Origin of the sequence: Embleya sp. NBC_00888 (assembly GCF_045207655.1) — a bacterium.
In the GTDB taxonomy this organism is placed as follows: Bacteria; Actinomycetota; Actinomycetes; order Streptomycetales; family Streptomycetaceae; genus Embleya.
Map to the genome: position 1 here is coordinate 2,988,448 of NZ_CP108785.1, position 21,619 is coordinate 3,010,066.

Genomic DNA, 21,619 nt, shown 5'->3' on the forward strand with positions numbered 1-21,619 from the left:
CCCGCGATATCGCCCGGCCTACGCGTTCTCGGGCCGTTCGTACGTGCCGTAGGTGGGCGCGCCCGTGCGCTCGTACGAGTTGATCACCACGCCGGCCCCGGTGGTGCGCGAGCCGGTGAGGGCGAACGCGGTCGGCTGCACGCCGGGCTCGAACAGTCGCTTGCCCGCGCCGAGCGCGACCGGGAAGGTCAGCAAGTGCATGGTGTCGATCAGGCCGAGCCGCAGCAGCGCGCCGGCCAGGGCGCCGCTGCCGTGGATCTGGAGCTCGCGCCCGTCCTGCTCCTTGAGCGCGCCGACCTCCGTGCCGAGGTCACCGCCGAGCAGCTTGGTGTTCGCCCAGTCGGCCGAGGTCAGGGTGCCGGTGGGTACGTACTTGGGCAGCTCGTTCAGCCGGGTGGCGATCGGGTCGGCGGGGTCGGTCATCCCGGGCCAGTAGGACGCGAAGATCTCGTACGTCCGACGCCCGAGCAGGAACGCGTCGACCCGCTCGAAGACCTCGGTCATGAAGGTCCCGAAGTCGTCGTCGCCGTAGGGCACCGACCAGCCGCCGTGCTCGAAGCGGCCGCTGGGATCCTCCTCCGGGCCGCCCGGTGCCTGGTAGACGCCGTCGAGGGTGAGAAAGGTGGTGAGGGTGAGCTTCATGGCGGTGCCCTTCGTGGTTTCCGAGCCGTCACATGCTTCGACTTCCGGTCGGCCGGAAACTCATCGGTGTGAGGGGATCCTTGCGAGCTTCCCGCTGCGATCCCGAGTCACACGCCCCTAGCCCCGGGCACAGGACCCGAAGTACGGCCCGTACGCGATGCCTCACACGTCACACCACACACCGCGAACCTCATCCCGAACACGTCGATCCCACGAGGAGCCCCGGCAATGTCCTACCCGACCTATCCCGAAGTCCGGTACCACGACGAGGGCGGCGACGTCAGCGCCCGTTTCAGGCCGGCCGAGCACCCGCCCGAACTGACCACGGCCGGCGCGAGCTACCACTACTTGGCCACGACCGAGTCCACGGACGGCGAGTTCGGTCTGTATCGGGTGGACATGCACGCGGTGCCCAGCGGCCCGGGCACGCACTTCCACCGGACCATCTCCGAGTCGTTCTTCGTGCTGTCGGGCACGATCCGGTTGTTCGACGGCGAGGCGTGGCGCGACGCCAAGGCCGGCGACTTCCTGTACGTGCCGGTCGGCGGCCTGCACGCGTTCCGCAACGAGTCCGGCGAGCCGGCCTCGATGCTGCTCCAGTTCGCGCCCGGTGCGCCGCGCGAGGCCTACTTCGAGGGCATTCCGGAACTGGAGCACCTCACCGACAAGGAACGCGCGCAGTTCTTTCTGCGGCACGACAACCACTGGGTGGACCTCGGCGGGTAGTTCGACCCGGCGACGAACCGCCCACCGCCTTCACCCGGGCGCGGGCCCGGGCGCAGCCGCCGGCATCGGGACCGCGGCCCGACGTCGCACCCGAGCTCCCGGCGCGGTGGCGATCAGGCTCCCCGCGTGACCGGCCAACGCCCGGGCCGTGCCCGGTTCCGCCGGCTCCCCGGCCAATGGGGCGAACCCGGCAGTGCCGGTCACCGGCGGCCTGGTGGCCAGCCGGCCGTCCCGATCGGCCGCGTACAGCCGCCCGTTCATCGCGGTGAGCGCGATCGCGCCGCCCGCCGAGCCGAGCACGCGCCACGGGGCCCGGGCGTCCGGGTCGGTGGGCAACTCGGCGGCGGCCACGTGGTGCAATGTGTCGTCGGCGGATACCGCGAACAGGCCGCCGTCGCACAGCGCGAGCGCGATCGTGTCGGCGGGCAGGCGGGCGACCGAGGTCCACGGCGCCGGCCGGGTGATCGGGGCGCGGCGCAACAACCGACCGTCGGCCGTGACCGCGTACAGCACCAACGGCAGCGGGCCGGACGCCTCGCGCGCCGCGGTCAGCGCCACCACCGATCCGGCGATGCCGATCGCGCGCCACGGCAGGTTCTGGCCGCTGACCTCGCGGCAGACCAGCGCGCCTTCGGTGTCCACCCCGAACAGCACGTCCTCGCAGGCCGCGAGGGCGCGGATGTCGCCGGTGGGTCCGATCACCTCCCACTGCGGTTGCCGGTCGGCGGCCAGCCGGTCGAGCACGTTGCGGGTGACCCGGTCCATCACCGGATCGGCCAGCGCGCTGCCCCAGTTGATGGTGCCGGCGTTGAACACGGTGCCCGCGCCCAGCCGGAAGGTGCCCATCACCGCGTCCCCGCCCTGCCCGTAGCGGGCCCAGTGCCGCAGGTCGGCGGTGGCCAGCACGACGAACGTCGGTGGGGTGCCGTCCCGCCCGGTGGCGCGCGGGACGCCGCGGCTCCAGTCCAGTTCGGCCGCGTCCGTCTCGTAGCCCAGCGCGCCCTGGGCGAACTTGTCGCCGTCGGCGAGCCCGGTGCCCGCGAAGACCCAGTGGTCGGTGAACCGGGCGATGTAGGCCTCCTCCCGGATCACCTTCATGCCCTCGCCCCACGCGCCCGCGCCGCGTCGGAAGCTGAGCCCGGTCATGGTGTTCTCCGGCCGGTTGACCGGCGCGCTGGACCACTCGACGGTGACCCGCTCGGGATCGATCGCCGACATCGGGTCGGCGACCGCGTCGCGATGGCACACCATGGTGCGGCCGTCGTCCTCCAGGCGCATCTGCCACCACGCCGTGTTCCCGGCGAAGATCGCCAGGTTGCCGCCGCCGCGGACGAAGCCCTCGACGGTGTCCCGCTGTTCCCGCGACCAGTACTCGTCGTGCCCGTTGATCACCAACAGCCGGTAGTGGCCCAGCAGTTCGTCGCCGCCGTGCAGGTCCAGGCCGGAGCAGAACTCGACCGGCCGGCCGGTCGCGCGCAGCCAGCGCAGCAGGCCCTCCTCCCAGCGTTCCGGCGGTGGTCCGCCGCCGGGCCGGTCGAAGCCGACCCGCGCGGCGCGGTCCGGCTGTTCGGCGTAGTACAGGCCCTGCCCGGGCACGCCGGAGCGGTTGTACGCCTGCCAGGTGGCGAACGGCACCGACACCAGGATCGGCGCGCCCGCCCCCGGCCGTGCCGCGCGCACCACGAACCAGGCCTCGTGGTCCAGGGGTTCGACACCGGCGAGCGGGGTGCCGTCGTCGAACACGGCCCGATAGAGCGAGCTGTGCCAGTCGTCCGGGATCTCCAACTCCCACATTCCACCGTCGACCCGGGTGTGCGCGAGCACGCGCTCGGTGGTCGCGTCCACGACGGTGACCTCGCCGCGGACCTCGCCTCCGTCGGTACGGGCGAGGTGGAAGCGCAGCCGGCCGCCCGCGACCACGGACGTCGCGCCGGCGTACGCCAGGATGCTCATGCGACCGGCTCCGCCACACGCTCCGCGAAGCCGGTCAACGCGCCGATCGGCAGCTCCCGCCCACCCGCGGCGCGCACCAACAGGTCCTCCAGCGCCACCAGATGCGCCTCCAGCGCGTGCACCGGCAGGTACGCCGTGTCCCCGGTGACGCTGACCACCAGCGCGTCGCCCTCGGCGACCACGTGCATGCAGTACCGGCACGCGATGAACTCGTGCCCGCCGGCCGGTTCGACCCGGCTGTGGGTGCGCGCCGCGTCCAGTTCGGCGGTGGTGGGCGCGGGCCCGGCCGCGGGCGGCCGATCCACCAGGCGCATGTCGTTGAAACAGCAGAACGGCCGGATCGGGGTCCCGCGTTCGGCCGCGATCCGCCGCATCAGCTCGTTCCACCGGTCCGGGTCGTAGCCGGCGCTGCGGTACGCGCGCAGCGAGGCCTGCCACGCGGCGGGCAACAGGTCGGTGAAGCGCGCGGCCGGGTCCAGGTCCAGGACGAACAGGCCCTCCTGGGACAGGGTGGCGACCAGGTCGCGGCTGTCGGCGCGGAACCGGTTGGCCACGATCGGCAACATCACCGCGGTGTCCCGCCCGCCCGCGCGCGCGGCCAACACGGCGGCGCCCGCGAGCAGTACGGCGGACGGGCTGATCCGATGGCGCACCGCGACCGCGTCGGTGGCCCTGGCCAGCGCCGCGGACACCAGGCGCACGGTGCGAAAGCGCGGCGCGGCGGGTTCGGCGATCACGTCGGCGAACACCGTCGGCGCGATCCGCCGGTAGTGCGTCTCCCAGTGCGCCAGCGCCGATTCGCCGCGGCGCAGGCCGGTCGCCGAGGACTGTTCGTGGGCCAGGTCCAGCGGTCCGGCCGAGGTCGGGCCACCGGCCGAACCGCGCCGGATCAGCAGCCGCAGGTCGCGCACCAGCACCTCGACGCCGTGCCCGTCGGTCGCCGCATGGCACAGCGCGAGCGCCACATAGCGCACCCGGCCGTCGTGCACGATCAGACCGACCCGGATCGGCCACGCCCCGAAGTAGTCGAAGCGGGTCGCCCCCAGCCGCTCGGCCACCGCCGCCGCGACCGTGTCGGCGTCCTCCAGCAGCGCCGCCTCGATCACCTCCACGGGCAGCGCGCCCACCGGGTGCCGCACCTGGCGGGGTTCGCCGTCGGCGGCCACCAGCCGGGTCCGCAACGCGTCGTGCCGCTCCATCAACCGACCCAGTGCGGCACTCGCCCCGGCGACGTCCACCGGTCGACCACGATCGGCGATCGGCAGCACCCGGGTCATGTTGAAGTAGTGGTCGCTGGGCGCGGTCCGCCGGATGGCCTGCCAGATCGCCCGCTGACCCCACGTCAGTGGCGCCTCGACCGGGCCGTCGGCCGCGACCGCGAACGGCGCCGACACCCGGTCGGCGCTCGCGACCGGATCCTCGCCCGCGACCCGGGATCTCGGCGCGCCGGTGTCAACCATCGCCCACCGCCGCGCCGTTTCGGGCCAATCGCTCCACCAGACTGTCCAGGTCCTCGACGAAGTCGAGATCGGCGTCCAGGTCGAAGAACACGTCGAATTCGCCCTCCAGCGCGTCGATCAGCCGCAGGAAGGTCAGCGAGCTGACCCCGGCCGCGGTCAACGAGCCCTCGTTGTCCAGCACTTCGCGCACGCTGACCTCGCCGCCGCTGACCTCGGCGATCAGCGCGGCCACCCGCTCGCGCAGCGCCCCCGCGCTCACGCCGCGTCCCCGGCCAGGCGCCGGCGCAGGCTCAGCGGGCGGATGTCCGGCCAGACCCGGTCGATGTGCGCCGAGCACTCCTCACGGGTGCCGACGAATCCGGTGGGCACCCACCCGGCCGGCGGATCGGTGCGCAGCGGCCACAACGAGTGCTGCTCCTCGTCGTTGACGACCACGCGGTACTGGCCCTCGGGGGTTGCGGTGTCGGTGCTCATCGCTGCTGCTCCTGGAGTTCGCGGATGGCGTCCGTGACGCCGGTGACGGTCGGGGTGTCGAAGAAGACGTCGAGCGGGACCTCGACGCCGAGCCGCTTGCGGATGCGCGCGGCGATCCGGGTGATGGTCAGCGAGTGACCACCGAGGTCGAACAGGTCCTCGTCCACGCCGATGTCGTCCAGGCGCAGCACCTCGGCCCAGATCGCCCGGACGGTCTCGGTGACCTCGTCGGCGGGCGCGCCCGGGGTGCCCGCCGGATCGGTGGGGTCGATCGGCTCGGGCCGGGCCAGGACCGGCTCGGGCAGCCGGGCGCGGTCGAGCTTGCCGTTCGGGGTGAGCGGGAAGGCGTCCAGTACGAGGAAGGTGTTGGGCACCATCGCGGGTGGCAGGGTATGGGCGAGGTGGGCGCGCAACCGGTCCGACGCCACCGGGGGTCGGCCGGGCTCGGGCACCACGTAGCCGACCAGGCGGGCGTGTTCGCCGTCCGCGTCCAGCAGCCGGACCGCGGCCTGGGCGATGTCCGGGTGCGCGGCGAGCAGGGTCTCGATCTCGCCCAGTTCGATCCGGTGCCCGCGCAGTTTGACCTGGGCGTCGGTGCGCCCGACGTAGTCCAGTCCGCCGCCGGGCGCGTGGCGGACCAGGTCGCCGGTGCGGTAGAGCCGGCTGCCGGGCGGCCCGAAGGGGTCGGCCACGAACCGCTCGGCGGTCAGCCCGGGGCGGCTCAGATAGCCGTGCGCGACGCCGTAGCCGCCCAGGAACAGCTCGCCCGCCAGGCCCTCGGGGACCGGATGCAGCCGGACGTCGAGCACGTACGCGCGGGTGTTGGCCAACGGGAGGCCGATTCCGGGCGGCGCGTCACCGGCCGACTCGGCGTAGGTGGACCACACCGTGGTCTCGGTGGGGCCGTAGACGTTGATCAACCGGCCGACCGCGCCCCGCAGTTCGGTCGCGAGCGGGGCGGGCAGCGCCTCGCCGCCGGTGATCGCGGTCAGCCCGGGGCGGTGCAGGCCGGCCGCGAGCAGCACCCGCCAGCCGCTGGGCGTGGCCTGCACGTGGGTGATCGCGTAGCGCTCCAGCAGGGCCAGTTGCGCGGGACCGTCGCGGTGTCGGTCGTCGGCCACCAGCACCACGCGCGCGCCGGTGATCAGCGGCAGCAGCAGTTCGACGGTGGAGATGTCGAAGGACAGCGAGGTCAGTCCGAGCCAGCGGTCCGCGGCGGTGGCGCCGAGCCGGTCGCGCATGGTCGCCAGCAGGTTGGCCAGGGCGTGGTGCGGGACCTCGACGCCCTTGGGCCGGCCGGTGGAGCCGGAGGTGTAGATGACGTAGGCGGGGTCGCCCGGTTCGGGGCGGGTCGGCGGTTCGACCGGGCCGGGTTCGGGGCCGAACCGATCGGGGCCGTACAGGTCGGGCCCGGTCAGCGTCGGGACGTCGGAGGGGGTGCCGGTCGGTCGCGCGCCGTCCTCGGTGACGAGCGCGGCGACGCGCGCGTCGGTGCGGATGAAGGCGAGCCGTTCGGCGGGGTAGTCGGGGTCCAGCGGCAGGTAGGCGGCGCCGGCGGCGAGTACGCCGAGCACGGCGGCCACCTGTTCGCCGGTGCGCGGCAGTTCGATGCCGACCAGGTCGCCCGCGCCGATCCCGGCCGCGCGCAGCCGGTCGGCGAACACGTAGGCCGCCGAGGCAACCTGGCGGTAGGTCAGGAACCGTCCCGCGCACACCACGGCGACCGTGTCCGGCGCGGCCGAGGCCCGTGCGGCGAACAGGTCGACGACGGTGTCCCGGGCCGGGTAGGGCGTGTCGGTGGCGTTGTCCGCGTGCAGGACGCGGACCAGTTCGGCCTCGGGCAGCAGCGGCAGGTCGCCGATCGGCAGGTCGGGGTCGGCCAGCGCGGTGGTGAGCAGGGTGGTGAAGTGGCCGGGGATGCGCGCGGCCACGCCCGGCGCGAACGCGTCGGTGGGTACGTGCAGCGCGCCGTCGATGCGATCGCGGCCCTCGACCAGTTGCAGATGCGCGGTGTTGCGCGCGGTCGGCGGCAGCACGATCCACTCGACCCGCACCTCGACGCCGGGGAAGACCGGTTCGATCGCGCGGGTGCGCCGCCGATAGCTGACGGTCAGCTCGGTCAGCGCGGTCCTGGGGCCGAGCCCGCGCACGGTGTGGCTGTAGGGCACGTCCCGGAAGGCGTACAGGGCGCGCAGTTCGGCGCGCAGTTCGCGGGCGAACGCGCCGAACTCCTGCTCGGCGTCCGGCCGCGAGGAGACCGGGAGTTCGTTCACGAACAGACCCACCCGGCGGAGGTCGGCCGGGGCACGGGTGGACAGTTCCACCGCGGTGCGCACGCGTGGGTTGCCATAGCGGAACAGCAGCGCGTGCCAGGCGGCGAGCAGCAGTTCGAAGTGGGTGACGCCGAGCCGCAGCGTGGCCTCCTCCAGCGCGGCGACCGATCGGGGCCCCAGGGTGAACGGCACCGCGACGCCGGGCGCGGGTTCGCAGCCCGTGCGGGTGGTGGGCAGCAGGCCGGGCAGCACGGCCCGGCCCGGCTCCTCGCGGTGTCGGGCCCACACGGCGGTGGAGTCCGTCTCGGGTCCGGTCGGCGCCGCGCCGGCGGCCTCGATCGTTTCCGCGAGCGCGCGTGCGTCGACCGCCGTGCCGGCCGCGGCCGTGCCGTCCCGGGCCGCGCGGTAGGCCCGGGCCAGGCCCGCCACCACGATCTCCTTGGACGTCCCGTCGAAGACCACGTGATGCGCGGTCACCACCAGCGTGTGCCGGTCGGGGGCGAGGGAGAACAGCGTGAAGCGCGCGAGCGGCCCGGTGTACAGGTCGAAGGGCGCAGCGAGTTCGGCGCGGATCAGCGCGTCGATCGTGGCGTCGTCGGCGGGCGCGCGCCGCATCGGCGCGGGCGTGGCCGGCACCAGACCGGGCGTGCCGTCCGCCTCGCCGACCGCCGACGCCAGTACCGGATACCGGGCGACGGTGGCCGCGCACGCCGTCTCCAGTGCGGCCACGTCCAGCGGGCCGTCGAAGCGCAGCAGCACCGAGAGGTGGTAGGCGGATTCGGCGGGCAGTGTGCGCTCGGTGACCCATACGCCCAACTGGGCGGCGGACAGCGGTGCGAAGGGCAGCGATGCGGCGAGCGGTGCGGTGGTTCGCGCGCCTTCGCCCTCGGTCGTCGGAGGTATCTGATCGTTCGTCACAGTCATGGTCGGACCTCGTCGTCCAGGAGCCGGCGCAGCTCACGCTTGAGGATCTTGCCGCCCTCGTTGCGCGGCAGGGATTCCCGGAACAGCACGTGCCCGGGAAGTTCGTGTGCGGCGAGGCGCTCCATCAGGAACACCCGCAGTTCGGTGGCGGTCAGATCGCCCCGGGGCACCACCGCGGCCGCGACGCTCATCCCGAGCACGGGATGCGGGACGCCGAAGGCGGCGGCGTCGATCACCCCCGGGTGTTCGTGCAGGGCGTCCTCGACCTGCAACGTGGACACCTTGTACGCACCGGACTTGATCACGTCCCGCTCGCGATCGACCAGGTACAGGAAGCCGTCCGCGTCCAGGTAGCCGAGGTCGCCCATGCGCACCCAACGCCCGGAGAAGACCGCGGGATCGGTGTCCTCGCCGTAGTAGGAGCGCGGTGTGGTCGGCGAGCGCAGCCACACCTCGCCGGTCTCGCCGACCGGCAGTACCCGGCCCGCGTCGTCGGTCACCCGCAGGTCGCGCAGCGACGCGGGTCGCCCGGGCGAGTCGGGGTGCTCGGGGTCGAAGAGCATCGTGGTCTGCGCGGGCGCGGCCTCGGTGGAGGTGTAGTAGTTCACGATCTGGGCCTGCGGGAACAGTCGGGACAGACCCAGCGCGACGCTCTGCGGCAGTGCGGCGGCGGTGGAGCCGAGCAGACGGACCCCGGAGAGGTCGCAGCGCCGCACGGCGTCCGTGCCGAGCAACTCGATCGCCATCGCCGGGACCACGAACACGCTGCCCACCGCGTGCCGTTCGATCAGTCGGGCGAAGTGGCCGGGGGTGAAGCGCGGTGCGGCGATCGCGGTCGCCTTGGCGTCCAGCGCGTTGATCAGCATGGTCTGCCCGGCGTTGGTGCCGACCGGGAAGGCGTGCAGGAAGTGCGCAGAGTGGCCCAGCGGGCGACGCCGCGCGTCCAGCGTGCAGCCGTGCGCGAGGTTGGCGTGGGTGGCGGCCACACCCTTGGGGGTGCCGGTGGTGCCCGAGGTGTACAGGATCTGCGCGAGGTGGCCGGGCGCGGGCGGCGGGAGTTCGCTGCCGGGGTAGGTCTCGATGTCCTCGACCGGCGCGGTCCAGGCTCCGGTTCCCGCGTCGGGCGGGGTCAGTTGCGCGCGGTGCAGCACGGCGGTGGCCCCGCTGTGTCGCAGCAGGTGTCGCACCTCGGCGGGCGCGAGGCGATCCGACATCGGCACCGCGATCGCGCCGGCCCGCTGTACGCCCAGGTAGGCGGTCGCGTAGTCGATCCAGTCGCCGTTGCCGTACAGCAGCGCGACCCGGTCGCCGGCGGCGACGCCGCGGGTGCTCAGCCCGGCGGCGACCGCGTCGGCGCGTTCGTGCCAGGAGCCGAAGGTCAACTTCTCCCGGCCGCTGAGGATCGCCGGGCGCTCGGCTTCCGACTCGGCGCGGTGTGCGAGCAGCGCGGAGAGGCTTTCCGGGGCCCGGCGCGCGGCCGGGACCGGGCGCGGGCGGGTGCTGGTGCTCATCGCGACACCTCCGCGAGGGCGGGCGCGGATTCGACGGCCTTGGCCCGGAGCCGGCGTTCGCGTTCCTGGATGCCGACCTCGTCGTCGGCCGGCGCGTCCGGCACGTCCCGGTCGAATCGGGCCAGCACCGGCAGGCGCAGGCCGATCACCACCATCGCGACCATCGCGGCGCCGAACACCAGGTACAGCAGACCGATGCCGCGGCCCTCGCCGTGCCCGATCACGGTGCCGACCGAGCCGGCCAGCGGTCCGTCGTCGGCCATCAACGGCTCGAACAGCCTGGCGCCCAGCGGGGCGATGATGCCGTGTCCGATCGGCAGGGTGGACCACGCGACGAGCGTGTTGAGCGCGAACACCCGGCCGTGGAAGCGCTGCGGCACCTTGACCTGGACGATCGTCGTGTACACGCCGTTGACCAGGGACAGCGCGCAGGACATCCCGAACGCGCCGATCCCCACCACCCACAGACTCGCGTGCAGTCCGGTGAACGCGGACGCGCAGGCCAACCCGGCCGCCAGCCACAACATGCCGCGCAGCCGCTGCCGGCGCGGGCCGCCCCAGAAGCCCATCGTGATGCCGCCGACGATCACCCCGGCGCCGGCCGCCATCGACACGCGTGCGGCGCCGCCGAGCGAGTCGAAGGACAACACCAGCGGCGTGGTCAGCAGGAACAGCGGGGACAGGAACAGGTTCAGTACGGCGAACCACACCAACATGGCCCGAAAGCCCCGGTGTCGCCAGGAGTAGGTGAAGCCGTGTTTGATCTCGGCGGTGAGCGACTCGCGTCGACGCCAGGGCAGCGTGCGCGGGAACCGGACGCAGGTGATGATGGTGATCGCGATCGCGTAGCTGACCACGTCCAGGATCAGGATGCCGCGCAGGCCGATCCCGGCCATCAGCCCCACCGCGATCAGCGGGACCACGAACTGGGCCACCCCGCCCGCCATTTGCACGATGCCGTTGGCGTGGCCGAGGTATTGCTTGGGCACCAGTTGCGGCACCGCCGAGGCGTAGGCCAGGCGTTGGAAGGTGAGTGCCATCGACAACGAGCCGAGCAACACGTAGATGTGCCACGGGTGCAGATTGCCGGTGGTCAGCAGCACCAACAGGACGCCCTGGGTGCCGCCGGCGGCCACGTCGCCGGCGAGCATCACCTTGCGTCGGTCCAGCCGGTCCACGATGGCGCCGGCCAGGGGGCCGATCAGGATGCCGGGCAGCATGCCGATGACCGCGTACAGGGCGAACCGGCCCATCGAGCCGGTCTCCAGGTAGATCCAGATCGGCAGCGCGAACTCGGTCAGCGCCGAGCCGGTGATGGACACCAGTTGGCTGAACGCCACCAGCAGGAACCGCCCCATCCCGGGTTGGGGTTCACGCGCGGCGGTGTTCCTGGGCCGGTCGGGCTCCCGGGGAGGTCCGGCGGCGCCGTGGAACCACCAGGGACCGTCCGCCTCGCGGGTGGGGAGCGCGTCGGTGTCCTGCGCGATCAGCGCCGGATGCACGCGGGTGATCACCTCGGCCAGGTCGTCCGCGCGGTGCTTGAGGAAGAAGTGGCCGGCCTCGTCGAGCATCACCAGCGCCACCCGGTCGGCGATGGCGCACCACTCGCGGAAGCGTTCCTGGTGGAAGTCGGCGGCCGGGTCGCGGTCGCCCATCACGGACACGATCGGGGCGCGCAGTCGGGGCCGGTCGTCGGACAGCGCCTCGGTGAAGTACTCCTCGGCGGCCACCGAGTCCCGGCGCATGTTGCCGATGATGAACTTCATCTGGTCGGCGTCCAGGTCCGCCATGTCGGCGCCCATCGAGGTCAGCCAGTTGACGTAGACCCGGTCGCCGAGCAGCGGTTCGAGCGCGGCCACCTTGCTCAGCGCGCTCAGCACGCGGCTGCGCGGGCGGGCGAAGGGGAACTGTGCGCCGATGTACACCGCGGCCAACTCGCGGCCCGCCGCCTCCAGTTGTCGGGCCACCGCGACGATCAGCGCGCTGCCGACGCCGCAGTGGCCGTACAGCGCGATCGGCCCCTCGACCCGCTCCTGGATCTCGGCGACGATCCCGGTGGCGAGCTCGTCGAAGGGAAGTCGCTCCTGGGTGACGCCGACGTCGTGCCCGGGAATCGCCACCGACCACAGGTCGTGGGTGTCCGGCAGCGCGTCGGCGAGCGGTTGGTACACCACCGCACTGCCCCCGCCGTAGGGCACGCAGACCAGGGACAATGTGCGGCGCGCGGTCGGCACCGGCTTGTTCAGCCGGTACAGCAGCCGGGCCGGGCCGCGTTCGGCCTCGGAGAGGGTGGACAGTGCGGCGATCTCGCGGATCGTCTTGTGCGTGAAGACGTCCATCACGCTGACCGCCCGGCCGCCGATGTCCGGGAGTTGCCGGCGGGCGCGCGCGACCACCTGGGTGGCCAGCAGCGAGTGGCCGCCCAGGTCGAAGAAGTCGTCGTCGACGCCGACCTCGGGCAGCGCGAGCACATCGCACCAGATCCCGGCGAACAGCAGTTCGGCCGGTGTGGTGGGCGGCGCGTCGGCGGCGCGCTTGGAGCGGCGGGCCGCCGGAGCCGGCAGCGCCTTGCGGTCCAGCTTGCCGCTGGGCGTCAGCGGCAGCGCGGGCAGCGCGACGAACGCGGCGGGCACCATGTAGTCGGGCAGGATGCGCTTGAGCGCGTCCCGCGCGGCCTCGGCGTCGAACCCGGCGTGGGTTTCGACGGTCTCGAACCCGGGGGTGTCCGGCTCGGCCGGATCGTGGGCCGGGACCACGTAGGCGGTGATGCGCTTGTCCCCGGGGGTGTCCTCGCGCACCACCACCGCGGCCTCGTCGACCCCCGCCCGGGCCCGCAACGCGGCCTCGATCTCGCCCGGTTCGATCCGCAGCCCGCGCAGCTTGACCTGTCCGTCGAGCCGGCCGAGGAAGGCGAGGGTGCCGTCCGGGCGCCACCGGGCCAGGTCGCCGGTGCGATACAGGCGGGCGCCGGGCGGGCCGAACGGGTCGGGCACGAACCGCTCGCCGGTCAGCCCGGGGCGGCGGTGGTAGCCCAGCGCGACCTGCACCCCGCCCAGGTACAACTCTCCGGGCGTACCCAGCGGCACGGGCCGCATCGCGTCGTCGAGCACGTACACCCGGGTGTTGTGGATCGGCGCCCCGATCGGCACGGTGGTGACCGGCCCCGCGCACTCCCACGCGGTGACGTCGACGGCGGCCTCGGTGGGCCCGTACAGGTTGGCCAGCGCACAGTCCGGCAGCCGCTCGCGGAACGTCCGCACGGCGTCCGGCGGCAGTTCCTCGCCGCTGCACACCACACGCCGCAGGGACGCGCAGCGTTCGACATTCTCCTCGGCCAGGAAAACGCTCAACATCGCGGGCACGAAATGCGCCAGGGTGACGCCCTGTTCGGTGATCACGTCGCGCAGGTAGGCGGCGTCCTTGTGGCCGCCGGGGTGGGCCAGGACCAGGCGGGCGCCGGTGGTCAGCGGCCAGAAGAACTCCCACACCGACACGTCGAAGCTCGCCGGCGTCTTCTGCAGCACCGCGTCGGCGGCGGTGAGCCGGTAGGTGTCCTGCATCCACGTGATGCGGTTGACGATGCCGCGATGGGTGTTCGGCACGCCCTTGGGCCGGCCGGTGGAGCCGGAGGTGTAGATCAGGTACGCGACGTCGTCGGGCGCGGGCGCGACATCGGCGAGTTCGCCGGGCGCGGGGGCGGGCCAGTCCGCGAGGTCGTCCACGAGCAGGACGCGTGCGGCGCAGTCGGCGGGCACCGGCAGGCGTCGGTGGGTGAGCAGCACCCGGGCGCCCGAGTCGGCGAGCATGAACGCGAGGCGTTCGGCCGGGTATTCCGGGTCCAGCGGGGTGTACCCGGCGCCGACCCGGAGCACCCCGAGCAGGGCGGCCACCAACTCGGGGGAGCGCTCGGCGCTGACCGCGACCAGGTCGCCGACCCGCACGCCCTCGGCCCGCAGCCGGTGCGCCACCCGGTCGGCGGCGGCGTCGAGTTCGCGATAGGTCCAGGCACGCCCATCGAGCGCGACCGCGACGGCCTGCGGGGTGCGGGCGATCTGCGCGGCGATCAGGCTCGGCAGGGAGGCGTCGGCCGGCACCGGCGCGGCGGTGTCGTTCCACCGGGTCAGCATCGACTCGCGCTCGTCCGGGTCCAGGCCGTCGAGGGTGGACACCGGGACGTCCGGCCGGTCGGCCAGCACCGCGAGCAGCCGGCCCAGGTGGCGGCCCAGGCGCGCGATGGCGGCCTCGTCGAAGAGGTCGGTGTTGTAGTTGAACGCGCCGCGCAGCCCGTCCGGCCACTCCATCAGGAACAGTTCCAGGTCGAACCGGGTGCCCCCGGCCTGAAGGCCGAACGGTTCGGTGGTGAGCGCGCGTTCGTGGTCGGCGGCGTTCGCGGTGGCGTAGTTCTGTACGGCCAGCACCGCCTGGAACACCGGCGAGCGGGTCACGTCGCGTGCCACGTTCAGCTCGGTGACCAGCTGCGCGAACGGCAACTCCTGGTGCGCGTAAGCCTCCAGACAGGTTTCCCGGGTTCGGTCCAGGAGTTCGGCGAAGGTCGGGTCGCCGTCGGTGCGGGCGCGCAGCGCGAGCACGTTGACGAACATCCCGACCAGGTCCTCGACCTCGGGGTGCGGCCGACCGGCGACCGGGGAGCCGACCGCGAAGGCGCGCTGTCCGCTGTGCCGGGCGAGCACGAGTTGGAAGGCCGCGAGCAACACCATGTACAACGTCGCGCCGCGCTCGCGGGCCAGCGCGCCGAGCCGGTCCAGCAGTTCGCGATCGACCTCGAATCCGTATCCGGCGCCGTCGAAGGTCTGCCGGGCCGGTCTGGGTCCGCGGGTGGGCAATTCGAGCGGTTCCACACCGGCCAGCTCGGTCCGCCAGTACGCGGTCTCGCGCGCGAGTGCCTCGCCGGTCAGCCGCTCGCGCTGCCAGATCGCGAAGTCGCCATAGGATACCGTGGGTTCGCTGGGCGGCGCGGAGGTGCCCGAGGCGTGCGCGGCGTAGCCGGCGAGCACGTCGCGGATCATGATCTCGCTGGACCAGCCGTCGCTGACGCTGTGGTGCACGGTCAGCAGCAGTACGTGGTCCCGCGGCGCCAATCGGATCAGCAGGGCCCGGAACAGCGGGCCCTCGGCCAGGTCGAACGGCACCGCGATGGCGGCGGTGACCAGCAGGAGCGCCTGCTCCTCGACGAGGGCGAGCGGGACCGGCGCGGGCTCGGCGATGTCCAGGTGCGGCTGCCCGTCCTCGTCCACCACGTAGCGCGAACGCAGCGTCTCGTGCCGGGCGGCCAGGTCGGAGAGCGCCCGGCCGAGCGCGTCGGTGTGCAACGCACCGCGCAGCCGGCGCGCGATCGGGATCGTGTAGGCCGCCGTCCCGGGCGCGAACTGCTCCATGAACCATAGGCGTTCCTGGGCGTAGGACAGCGGCGGGACGGTGCCTTCCGGGCGGCGCGGGATGACCGGACCGGAGTCGGCGCGTCTGCGCAGCCGCCGCTCCAGGAGTTCGCGTTTGGTCGCGGAGAGCGTGGTCGCGCGTGTCGGGGATTCCGTGCTCATGGCTGCGGACGGTTCCTCTCGCCGGTGAGCAGCCGCTCGGCGGTGTCGTCGTCCAGGGCCTCCAGGTCGGCGACCAGCAGGTCTTCGACGGCCGCGGCGAACCCGGCGAGGGTGCGGTGGGTGAACAGCGTGCGCAGCGGCACGGTGAGGTCTGCGGTGGCGGCGATCCGGGCGACCACGCGGGTGGCCAGCAGGGAGTGGCCGCCGAGATCGAAGAAGTCGTCGAGGGCGCCCGCCTTGTCCAGGCCGAGCACCTCGATCCAGATCTCGGCGACCAGTTCCTCGGCGGCGGTGCGCGGTGCGAGGTAGCCGTGCGCCTGGTCGGCGCGGCGGTCGGGGGCGGGCAGCGCGCGGTGGTCGAGCTTGCCGTTGGGAGTCAGTGGCAGCCGGTCCAGCCGGACCAGCGCGTCGGGGACCAGATGCGCGGGGAGCCGGCCGGCCAGGTCGGCGCGCAGTTCGGGCACGGACAGGTCGGCGGTGGTGACGACATAGCCCACCAGGGCCTGCTCGCGGGCGACGACCGCGGCCTGGACCACGCCGGGGCGGGCGAGCAGGGCGGCCTCCACCTCGCCCGGTTCGACCCGGTGGCCGCGCACCTTGACCTGCGCGTCCAGTCGGCCGAGGAATTCCAACTGCCCGTCCGGGCGCAGCCGGACCCGGTCGCCGGTGCGGTAGCGGCGGGCGCCGGGCGGCCCGTCGGGGTCGGGCCCGAAGCCGGCGGCGGTGGCGGCGGGGCGGCCCAGGTAGCCGTGCGCGACGCCGGCGCCGCCGATCAGCAGTTCGCCGGGCACGCCGGGCGGGACCGGGTTGCCGTGCGGGTCGGCGACGACCAGGTGCGTGTCGCCGATGGGGGTGCCGATCGGCGGCCGGCGGTCGGTGTCGGCGGGGCCCAGGTCCGCGGTGGTCGCGATGATCGTGGTCTCGGTGGGCCCGTAGGAGTTGACCAGGCGCACCCGATCGCCGAACCGGGCGCGCCAGGCGGCCACGGCGCCGGGCCGGACCTGGTCGGCGCCGAGGATGAGCAGGCGCAGCGCGGCCGGCCAGGCGATGGTGTCGGCGCCGGTCTCGACGAGTTCGTGCCAGTAGGGCGTGGGCAGGTCGAGCACGGTCACGTCGTTCGCGCCGCCCTCGGCGAGCACGTCGGGCAGCGTGGCGTCCGGGGCGGGCAGCACCAGGGTGGCGCCGGCGGCCAGGCACGGGTAGAGCTCCTCGGCGTGCGTGTCGAAGCTGAGCGACGCGCTGTGCAGCACCCGGTCGTCGGCGCGGATGTGGTAACCGCGCCGCATCCACCGGACCCGGGCGGCGAGCGCGCCGTGCGGGACCAGGACGCCCTTGGGCGTACCGGTGGAGCCGGAGGTGTAGATGACGTACGCGGGGTGCTCGGGCGTGATCTCGACCGGGTCGGCGGGTCTTTCGGCGTCCGCGGTGTGCGTGACTGGGACGCTCGCGTGCTCGACCGGGTCGGCGGGCGTCCCGGTGTTCGCGGTGTCCGTGGGTGGGACGCTCGCGTTTTCGGCTCGGTCGGCGCGCGCCTGGCCGGCCGTGGTGTCCATGCGTACGACGCTTACGCCCTCCGGCAGCCCGTCGGCGTGCGCGCCGTCCGTGATCACGACCCGGGTCCCGCTGTCGGCGAGCATGAACTCCAGCCGCGCGGCCGGGTATCGGGGGTCCATGGGCAGGTACGCCGCGCCCGTGTGCCACGCGGCGAGCAGGGCCACGATCGCGTCCGGGCCGCGCGGGCACAGCACGCCCACCAGCGCACCGGGGCGCACGCCGGCGCGGCGCAGCCGGGTGGCCAACGTGCTCACCCGCCGATCGAGTTCGCGGTAGGTGACGGTCCCGTCGGGGGTGCGTAGGGCGATCCCGTCGCCGGGTACACGGGCGATGGCGGCGGGCACCGTGTCGGTGGGCTCGACGGCTCCGCTCGACGCCGCCGGGGCGGGGTGCGGGCGGAGTTCTCGCAGCCGCGCGTGGTCCGCGGCGGTGAGCAGCGGCAGCAGGTGTACGGGCGTGTCCGGGTCGGCGAGTGCGCCGCGCAGCAGGATCTCCAGGCGCTCGGCCAGATCGGCCACGGTCGACGCGTCGAACAGCGCCGTGCGGTAGCCGAACACGGCGATCAGGTCGTCGCCGGCGCGCCGGATGTCGAGCGAGAGGTCGAACTTGGCGGCCCGATGCCCGCCGTCCTCCTCCGTCGAGGTCAGGTCGGCGAAGCGGTGCGCGGGTCCGGTGTCCTGGTCCTGGGTGTGCACGGTCAGCAGGGTCTGGAACAGCGGCGCCGGGGCGGCCGGATCGCGGTCCACCCGCAGTTCGGCGAGGAGTTGTTCGAACGGGATGCGGTCGTGCCCGTAGGCGCCGAGCGCCGTCTTGCGGGTGCGCCGCAGGAGTTCGCCGAAGGTCGGCTCGCCGCGCAGGTCGGCGCGCAGGACCAGGGTGTTGGAGAAGTAGCCGATCGGTTCCTCGTGTTCGACGTCGCCGCGTCCGGCGATCGGCGCGCCGACGGCGAAGTCGCGCTGTCCGCCGTGGCGATGCAGCAGGGCCTGGTAGCCGGCGAGCAGGATCATGAACGGGGTGCACCGCCGGGCGCGGGCGACGGTGTCCAGGAGTGGGCCGATGCCGGCCACGCGGCGGGTGTGGAAGTCGGCGGCGGAACCGGTGTCGGCGGTACGCGGGCGGTCCGACGGCAGTTCGAGCGCGGGCAGGTCGGCGAGTTGTCGGCGCCAGTAGTCGATGGCCCGGTCGGTGTTCGGGTCGGCTTCGCGCTGCCGGGCGGCGTACTCGGCGTAGGAGGGCAGCGGCGCGAACACCGGGTCCACGCCGTCGCGGTATGCGCTGTAGCGCAGTTCGAGTTCGCGGCGGAGCAGGTTGAGCGACCAGCCGTCGGCCAGGATGTGGTGCAGCACCACGCACAGCACGTGTCGGGTCGCGCCGAGCCGGATCAGGGTCACCCGCAGCGGTGGGGCGAGCGCGAGGTCGAAGCCCGCGTTGACCCGTGTGGCGAGTACCCGGTCCAGGGCCCGGTCGGCGCCGGGGCCGCTCAGGTCGACGGTCTCGATCGGCACGGGGCCGGGGGGTTCGATCACCGCGACCGGGCGGCCCTGGTCGTCGGGGAAACGGGTGCGCAGCGCGTCGTGTCGGGCGACGACGCCGTCGAACGCGGCGCGCAGCGCGTCCGGCCGGAGCGGGCCGGTGAGCCGCAGCACCCATGGGATGTTCCAGGCGGCGTCGCCGGGCTCGAACCGGTCGAGGAACCACAGCCGTTCCTGGCCGAAGGACAACACCGCGGCGTGCGGCCGGCCGGGTGCGCGGGCGGATGCGGTCGACGCGATCCGCTCCGGGTGCCCGGTCGGCTCGATCCGCGCCCGGGAAAGCGTTCGTTCGTCGTCCATGTCGACCCCCTCGCCGGCATCGCCCCAGGGACGTGCGGCGCCGACCGAACGGCCGTCCCGTCATCCCGTTTCCGCGGCCCGACGCGGGCGTCGTGCCCCGGCACGGCGGCGCGTCGGACGACCTGACGTCGCCCGATCGAAGTCCGCCCCCGTGGCGTGCGTCGGCCACGCTAGGAGTGCCATCGACAAAGTGTCAATGGTCTATACCAAATCGAATATTGGTCCAGACCTCGAAGCAGCGGAACCCGCCCGACCTGCCCCGGAGACCAACCGGGTGTTCCTCGATCGCGGCGCTCCAGCCGGCCGGAAATCGCCGGTATGTCGGCCGTGCGTGCGCCCCGTCCGCGGCGGTCGCGGGGTGAACTCGCGGCGTGACGGGGATTGTTGCGCCGATGACACTCCCTTAAAGTGTCTATCCGATTACTTTGGGTAATGGAGGTCGTCGATGATTCGGCCGTCGGAAGCCGCGGATGTCGTGGTCGTGGGCGGCGGCGCGATCGGTCTCGCGTCCGCTGTCGAGGTCGTCGCCCGAGGGCGATCGGTGCTGGTGCTCGATCGGTTCGGGATGTCCAACGACCGGGGCGGCTCGGCCGGGCTGGAGAGACAGTGGCGCATCCAGTACGCCCAGGAGCACTGGAGCCGACTGGTCCTGGACACCGTGCCGCTGTGGCGCAGGCTGGAGGCCGCCGCCGGGCGCCCCCTGGTGCACCCGACCGGAAGCCTGTGGCTGGGCCGGCGGCCCGACGGGGCCGGTGTTCTCGACGAAATGCACGCCGGTGCCGAGGTGTTGACCAGCCTGGACGTCCCCTTCGAGACGATGTCCGCGGCCGAGATCGGCACCCGGTTCGGTCTCGCCGCCCTGCCCCGCGACTACCAGGGGTTGCACCAGGCCGACGGCGGGGTGATCGACGTCAAGGGCACCCTGGACACGCTCATTCACCTCGCCCTGGGCGCCGGCGTGCGGATCCACGAGTACGAACCGGCTCTCGCCATCGAACCCGACGGCACCGGCGTCACGGTCCGCACCGAGCGGGCCGACTACCGTTGCGACAGCGTGATCGTGACCTCGGGGCCGTTCACCAACGACCTGCTGAGCCCCCTGGGCTGTGCGCTGGACCTGCGCGTGTTCGAACAGAGTTCGGCCTACTTCACCCGGCACACCCACGACACCGACTACCCCACCTGGTACGCCTTCGGGGCATTGACCGACGGCGGTGCGTGCTACGGCTACGGGCACAACCCGTGGACCGGCAGCGACCTGATCCGGGTCGCTCCCGACGCCGCGCGGGAGTTGCCCGACGCCGAGCACGCCACGGCCGTACCGGACGCCGGGAGGATCCGGGACACCGCCGACTGGGTGCGCACCCATTTGCCCGGCCTGTCGCCGCAACCCGTACGGCGCGGCACGTGCCTGGCCGTGCTCCCCCTCGACCGGGAGCGGCAGTTCTTCCTGGGCCCGCTGCCCGCCCGGGTGCCGAACGGGGAACGGGTCGTGGTCCAGGCGGCGGGCTGGGCGTTCGGGTTCGCACCGATGTTCGGCCGGATCTGCGCCGACCTCGCGCTGGACGGTACGAGCGCGCACCACGCGCCGCAGCTCGAACTGCCGTGAGCGGTGTGCTCGAAATCGGCGCCCGGCGGCGATATTCGGCCGGCACCGACTCGGAGCGGGCCGGGGCCGGGCGACTCCTGCGCGTCGCGCCGGCCGGCGCCCGGCCCGGACCGGTCAGGCGGTGAGCAGATCGATCAACCCGGTCGTGCTCTCGTCGCCGTGCCCGTCGGCCAGCCGGCGCTCCATCAGGGCCAGGTAGGGGAGCAGCAGTTCGGTGCTGACGCCCTGCTCGGCCGCGGTGCGCAGCAGCGTCGGCGCGCCCGCGACCTGCATGGCCAGGGTCGAGGCCACCCCCGAGCGGTAGTCGCCGCTCTCCAGTTGGGCCGCCGCGCGGTGCGCGGCCGGTGCCATCGCCACGAGCCAGTCGGTGAGCAGCGCGGCGAACGCACCCGGCGCGATGTCCTCGCCGCGGATCAGCGCGAAGGCGTGCGAGATGCCGGCGAACATCGAGGTCATCGCGCTGAGCAGGGCCACGTCGTGCAGCGCGGCGAAGCCGGGGTCGGTGCCCACGTACCCGGTCGCGGCCGGTACCGCCAGCGTGTCGCGGTGCGCCTCGAACAGTTCCCGCGAACCGCTGTACAGGACGGAGGCGCCGGCGCCGGGCACACCGATCATCGGCGGGATCGCCAGCACCCCGCCGGCCAGGAACCGGGCCCCGCGCTCGGCGGCCCACGCGGCGCCGACCCGGGCTTCGGCGGGCGTGCCGGTGGTGAGGTCGACCAGGTCCTTGCCGGCCGGGTCGACGCCGGCCAGTGTCGTGCGCACCGAGGCGGGATCGAGCAGGCAGACCACCACCAGATCGGCCGCGGCGACCGCCTCGGCGGCGGTTGCGGCGACCGTTGCCCCGGCGGCGGTCAACGGTTCGGCCCGACTCGGGGTGCGGTTCCACACGGTGAGCGGATGTCCGGCGGCCAGCCAACCGCGCGCCAACGCGCCGCCCATGGCACCGAGGCCGAGCAGGGCGAGTGGGGTCGGGGTGGCGGTGTCGGAGCCGCGCGGATCGGTCGGGGAAGGGTTGGATTCCATGCCGAATAGGCTGGTCGCAGCCGCCGAGTCGAACAAGTACGCACTTCGGGGTGCGTGCGCCGGCGGACCCGGGCGCA

General features: G+C 73.5%; 12 protein-coding genes. 2 read left to right on the top strand and 10 right to left on the bottom strand.

The features are described 5' to 3' along the window. Positions 1 to 18 precede the first annotated feature (18 nt). Positions 19 to 642: a dihydrofolate reductase family protein gene (locus OG948_RS47515; protein ID WP_331771249.1), complete on the bottom strand. Its 624-nt coding sequence runs from the start codon at positions 640 to 642 to the stop codon at positions 19 to 21. A gap of 228 nt (positions 643 to 870) precedes the next feature. Between OG948_RS47515 and OG948_RS47520 the strand changes: the two genes are divergently transcribed. After that, positions 871 to 1,368: a cupin domain-containing protein gene (locus tag OG948_RS47520; protein WP_331771250.1), complete on the top strand. Its 498-nt coding sequence runs from the start codon at positions 871 to 873 to the stop codon at positions 1,366 to 1,368. Between the two features lie 30 nt (positions 1,369 to 1,398). Here the strand turns inward: OG948_RS47520 and OG948_RS47525 are convergent, their stop codons facing one another. The 8 genes from OG948_RS47525 to OG948_RS47560 are packed head-to-tail and all read right to left on the bottom strand — an operon-like array spanning position 1,399 to position 18,907. Then, the gene (locus OG948_RS47525) at positions 1,399 to 3,321 is read right to left on the bottom strand and encodes a N,N-dimethylformamidase beta subunit family domain-containing protein (protein WP_331771251.1); all 1,923 of its coding nucleotides are present in this window, start codon (positions 3,319 to 3,321) and stop codon (positions 1,399 to 1,401) included. Then, positions 3,318 to 4,781 carry a condensation domain-containing protein gene (locus OG948_RS47530; RefSeq protein WP_331771252.1) on the bottom strand — a complete coding sequence of 488 codons (1,464 nt, stop codon included), beginning with the start codon at positions 4,779 to 4,781 and terminating at the stop codon, positions 3,318 to 3,320. Before OG948_RS47530 ends, OG948_RS47525 begins: the two co-directional genes overlap by 4 nt. Further along, a complete protein-coding gene (locus tag OG948_RS47535; RefSeq protein WP_331771253.1) occupies positions 4,774 to 5,040 on the bottom strand; it encodes an acyl carrier protein in 267 nt (88 codons plus the stop codon). The genes OG948_RS47530 and OG948_RS47535 overlap by 8 nt, the downstream gene beginning before the upstream one ends. Then, positions 5,037 to 5,255, bottom strand: coding sequence for an MbtH family NRPS accessory protein (locus OG948_RS47540; protein WP_331771254.1), 219 nt, complete (start codon positions 5,253 to 5,255; stop codon positions 5,037 to 5,039). Before OG948_RS47540 ends, OG948_RS47535 begins: the two co-directional genes overlap by 4 nt. Beyond that, positions 5,252 to 8,452 (bottom strand): amino acid adenylation domain-containing protein, encoded by a 3,201-nt coding sequence (locus OG948_RS47545; RefSeq protein ID WP_331771255.1) that lies wholly within the window; start codon positions 8,450 to 8,452, stop codon positions 5,252 to 5,254. Before OG948_RS47545 ends, OG948_RS47540 begins: the two co-directional genes overlap by 4 nt. Further along, the gene (locus OG948_RS47550) at positions 8,449 to 9,963 is read right to left on the bottom strand and encodes a class I adenylate-forming enzyme family protein (protein WP_331771256.1); all 1,515 of its coding nucleotides are present in this window, start codon (positions 9,961 to 9,963) and stop codon (positions 8,449 to 8,451) included. Before OG948_RS47550 ends, OG948_RS47545 begins: the two co-directional genes overlap by 4 nt. Then, positions 9,960 to 15,521, bottom strand: coding sequence for an amino acid adenylation domain-containing protein (locus OG948_RS47555; protein WP_331771257.1), 5,562 nt, complete (start codon positions 15,519 to 15,521; stop codon positions 9,960 to 9,962). Before OG948_RS47555 ends, OG948_RS47550 begins: the two co-directional genes overlap by 4 nt. Continuing rightward, entirely contained in the window at positions 15,518 to 18,907 is a 3,390-nt protein-coding gene (locus OG948_RS47560) for an amino acid adenylation domain-containing protein (protein WP_331771258.1), read from the bottom strand. The genes OG948_RS47555 and OG948_RS47560 overlap by 4 nt, the downstream gene beginning before the upstream one ends. Before the next feature lie 445 nt (positions 18,908 to 19,352). On the opposite strand from OG948_RS47560, the gene OG948_RS47565 reads away from it, so the two are divergent. Next, entirely contained in the window at positions 19,353 to 20,516 is a 1,164-nt protein-coding gene (locus tag OG948_RS47565) for an FAD-dependent oxidoreductase (RefSeq protein ID WP_331771259.1), read from the top strand. A 114-nt stretch (positions 20,517 to 20,630) separates the two neighbouring features. On the opposite strand, the gene OG948_RS47570 is transcribed toward OG948_RS47565, so the two are convergent. Continuing rightward, positions 20,631 to 21,542 carry an NAD(P)-binding domain-containing protein gene (locus tag OG948_RS47570; RefSeq protein ID WP_331771260.1) on the bottom strand — a complete coding sequence of 304 codons (912 nt, stop codon included), beginning with the start codon at positions 21,540 to 21,542 and terminating at the stop codon, positions 20,631 to 20,633. Positions 21,543 to 21,619 lie beyond the last annotated feature (77 nt).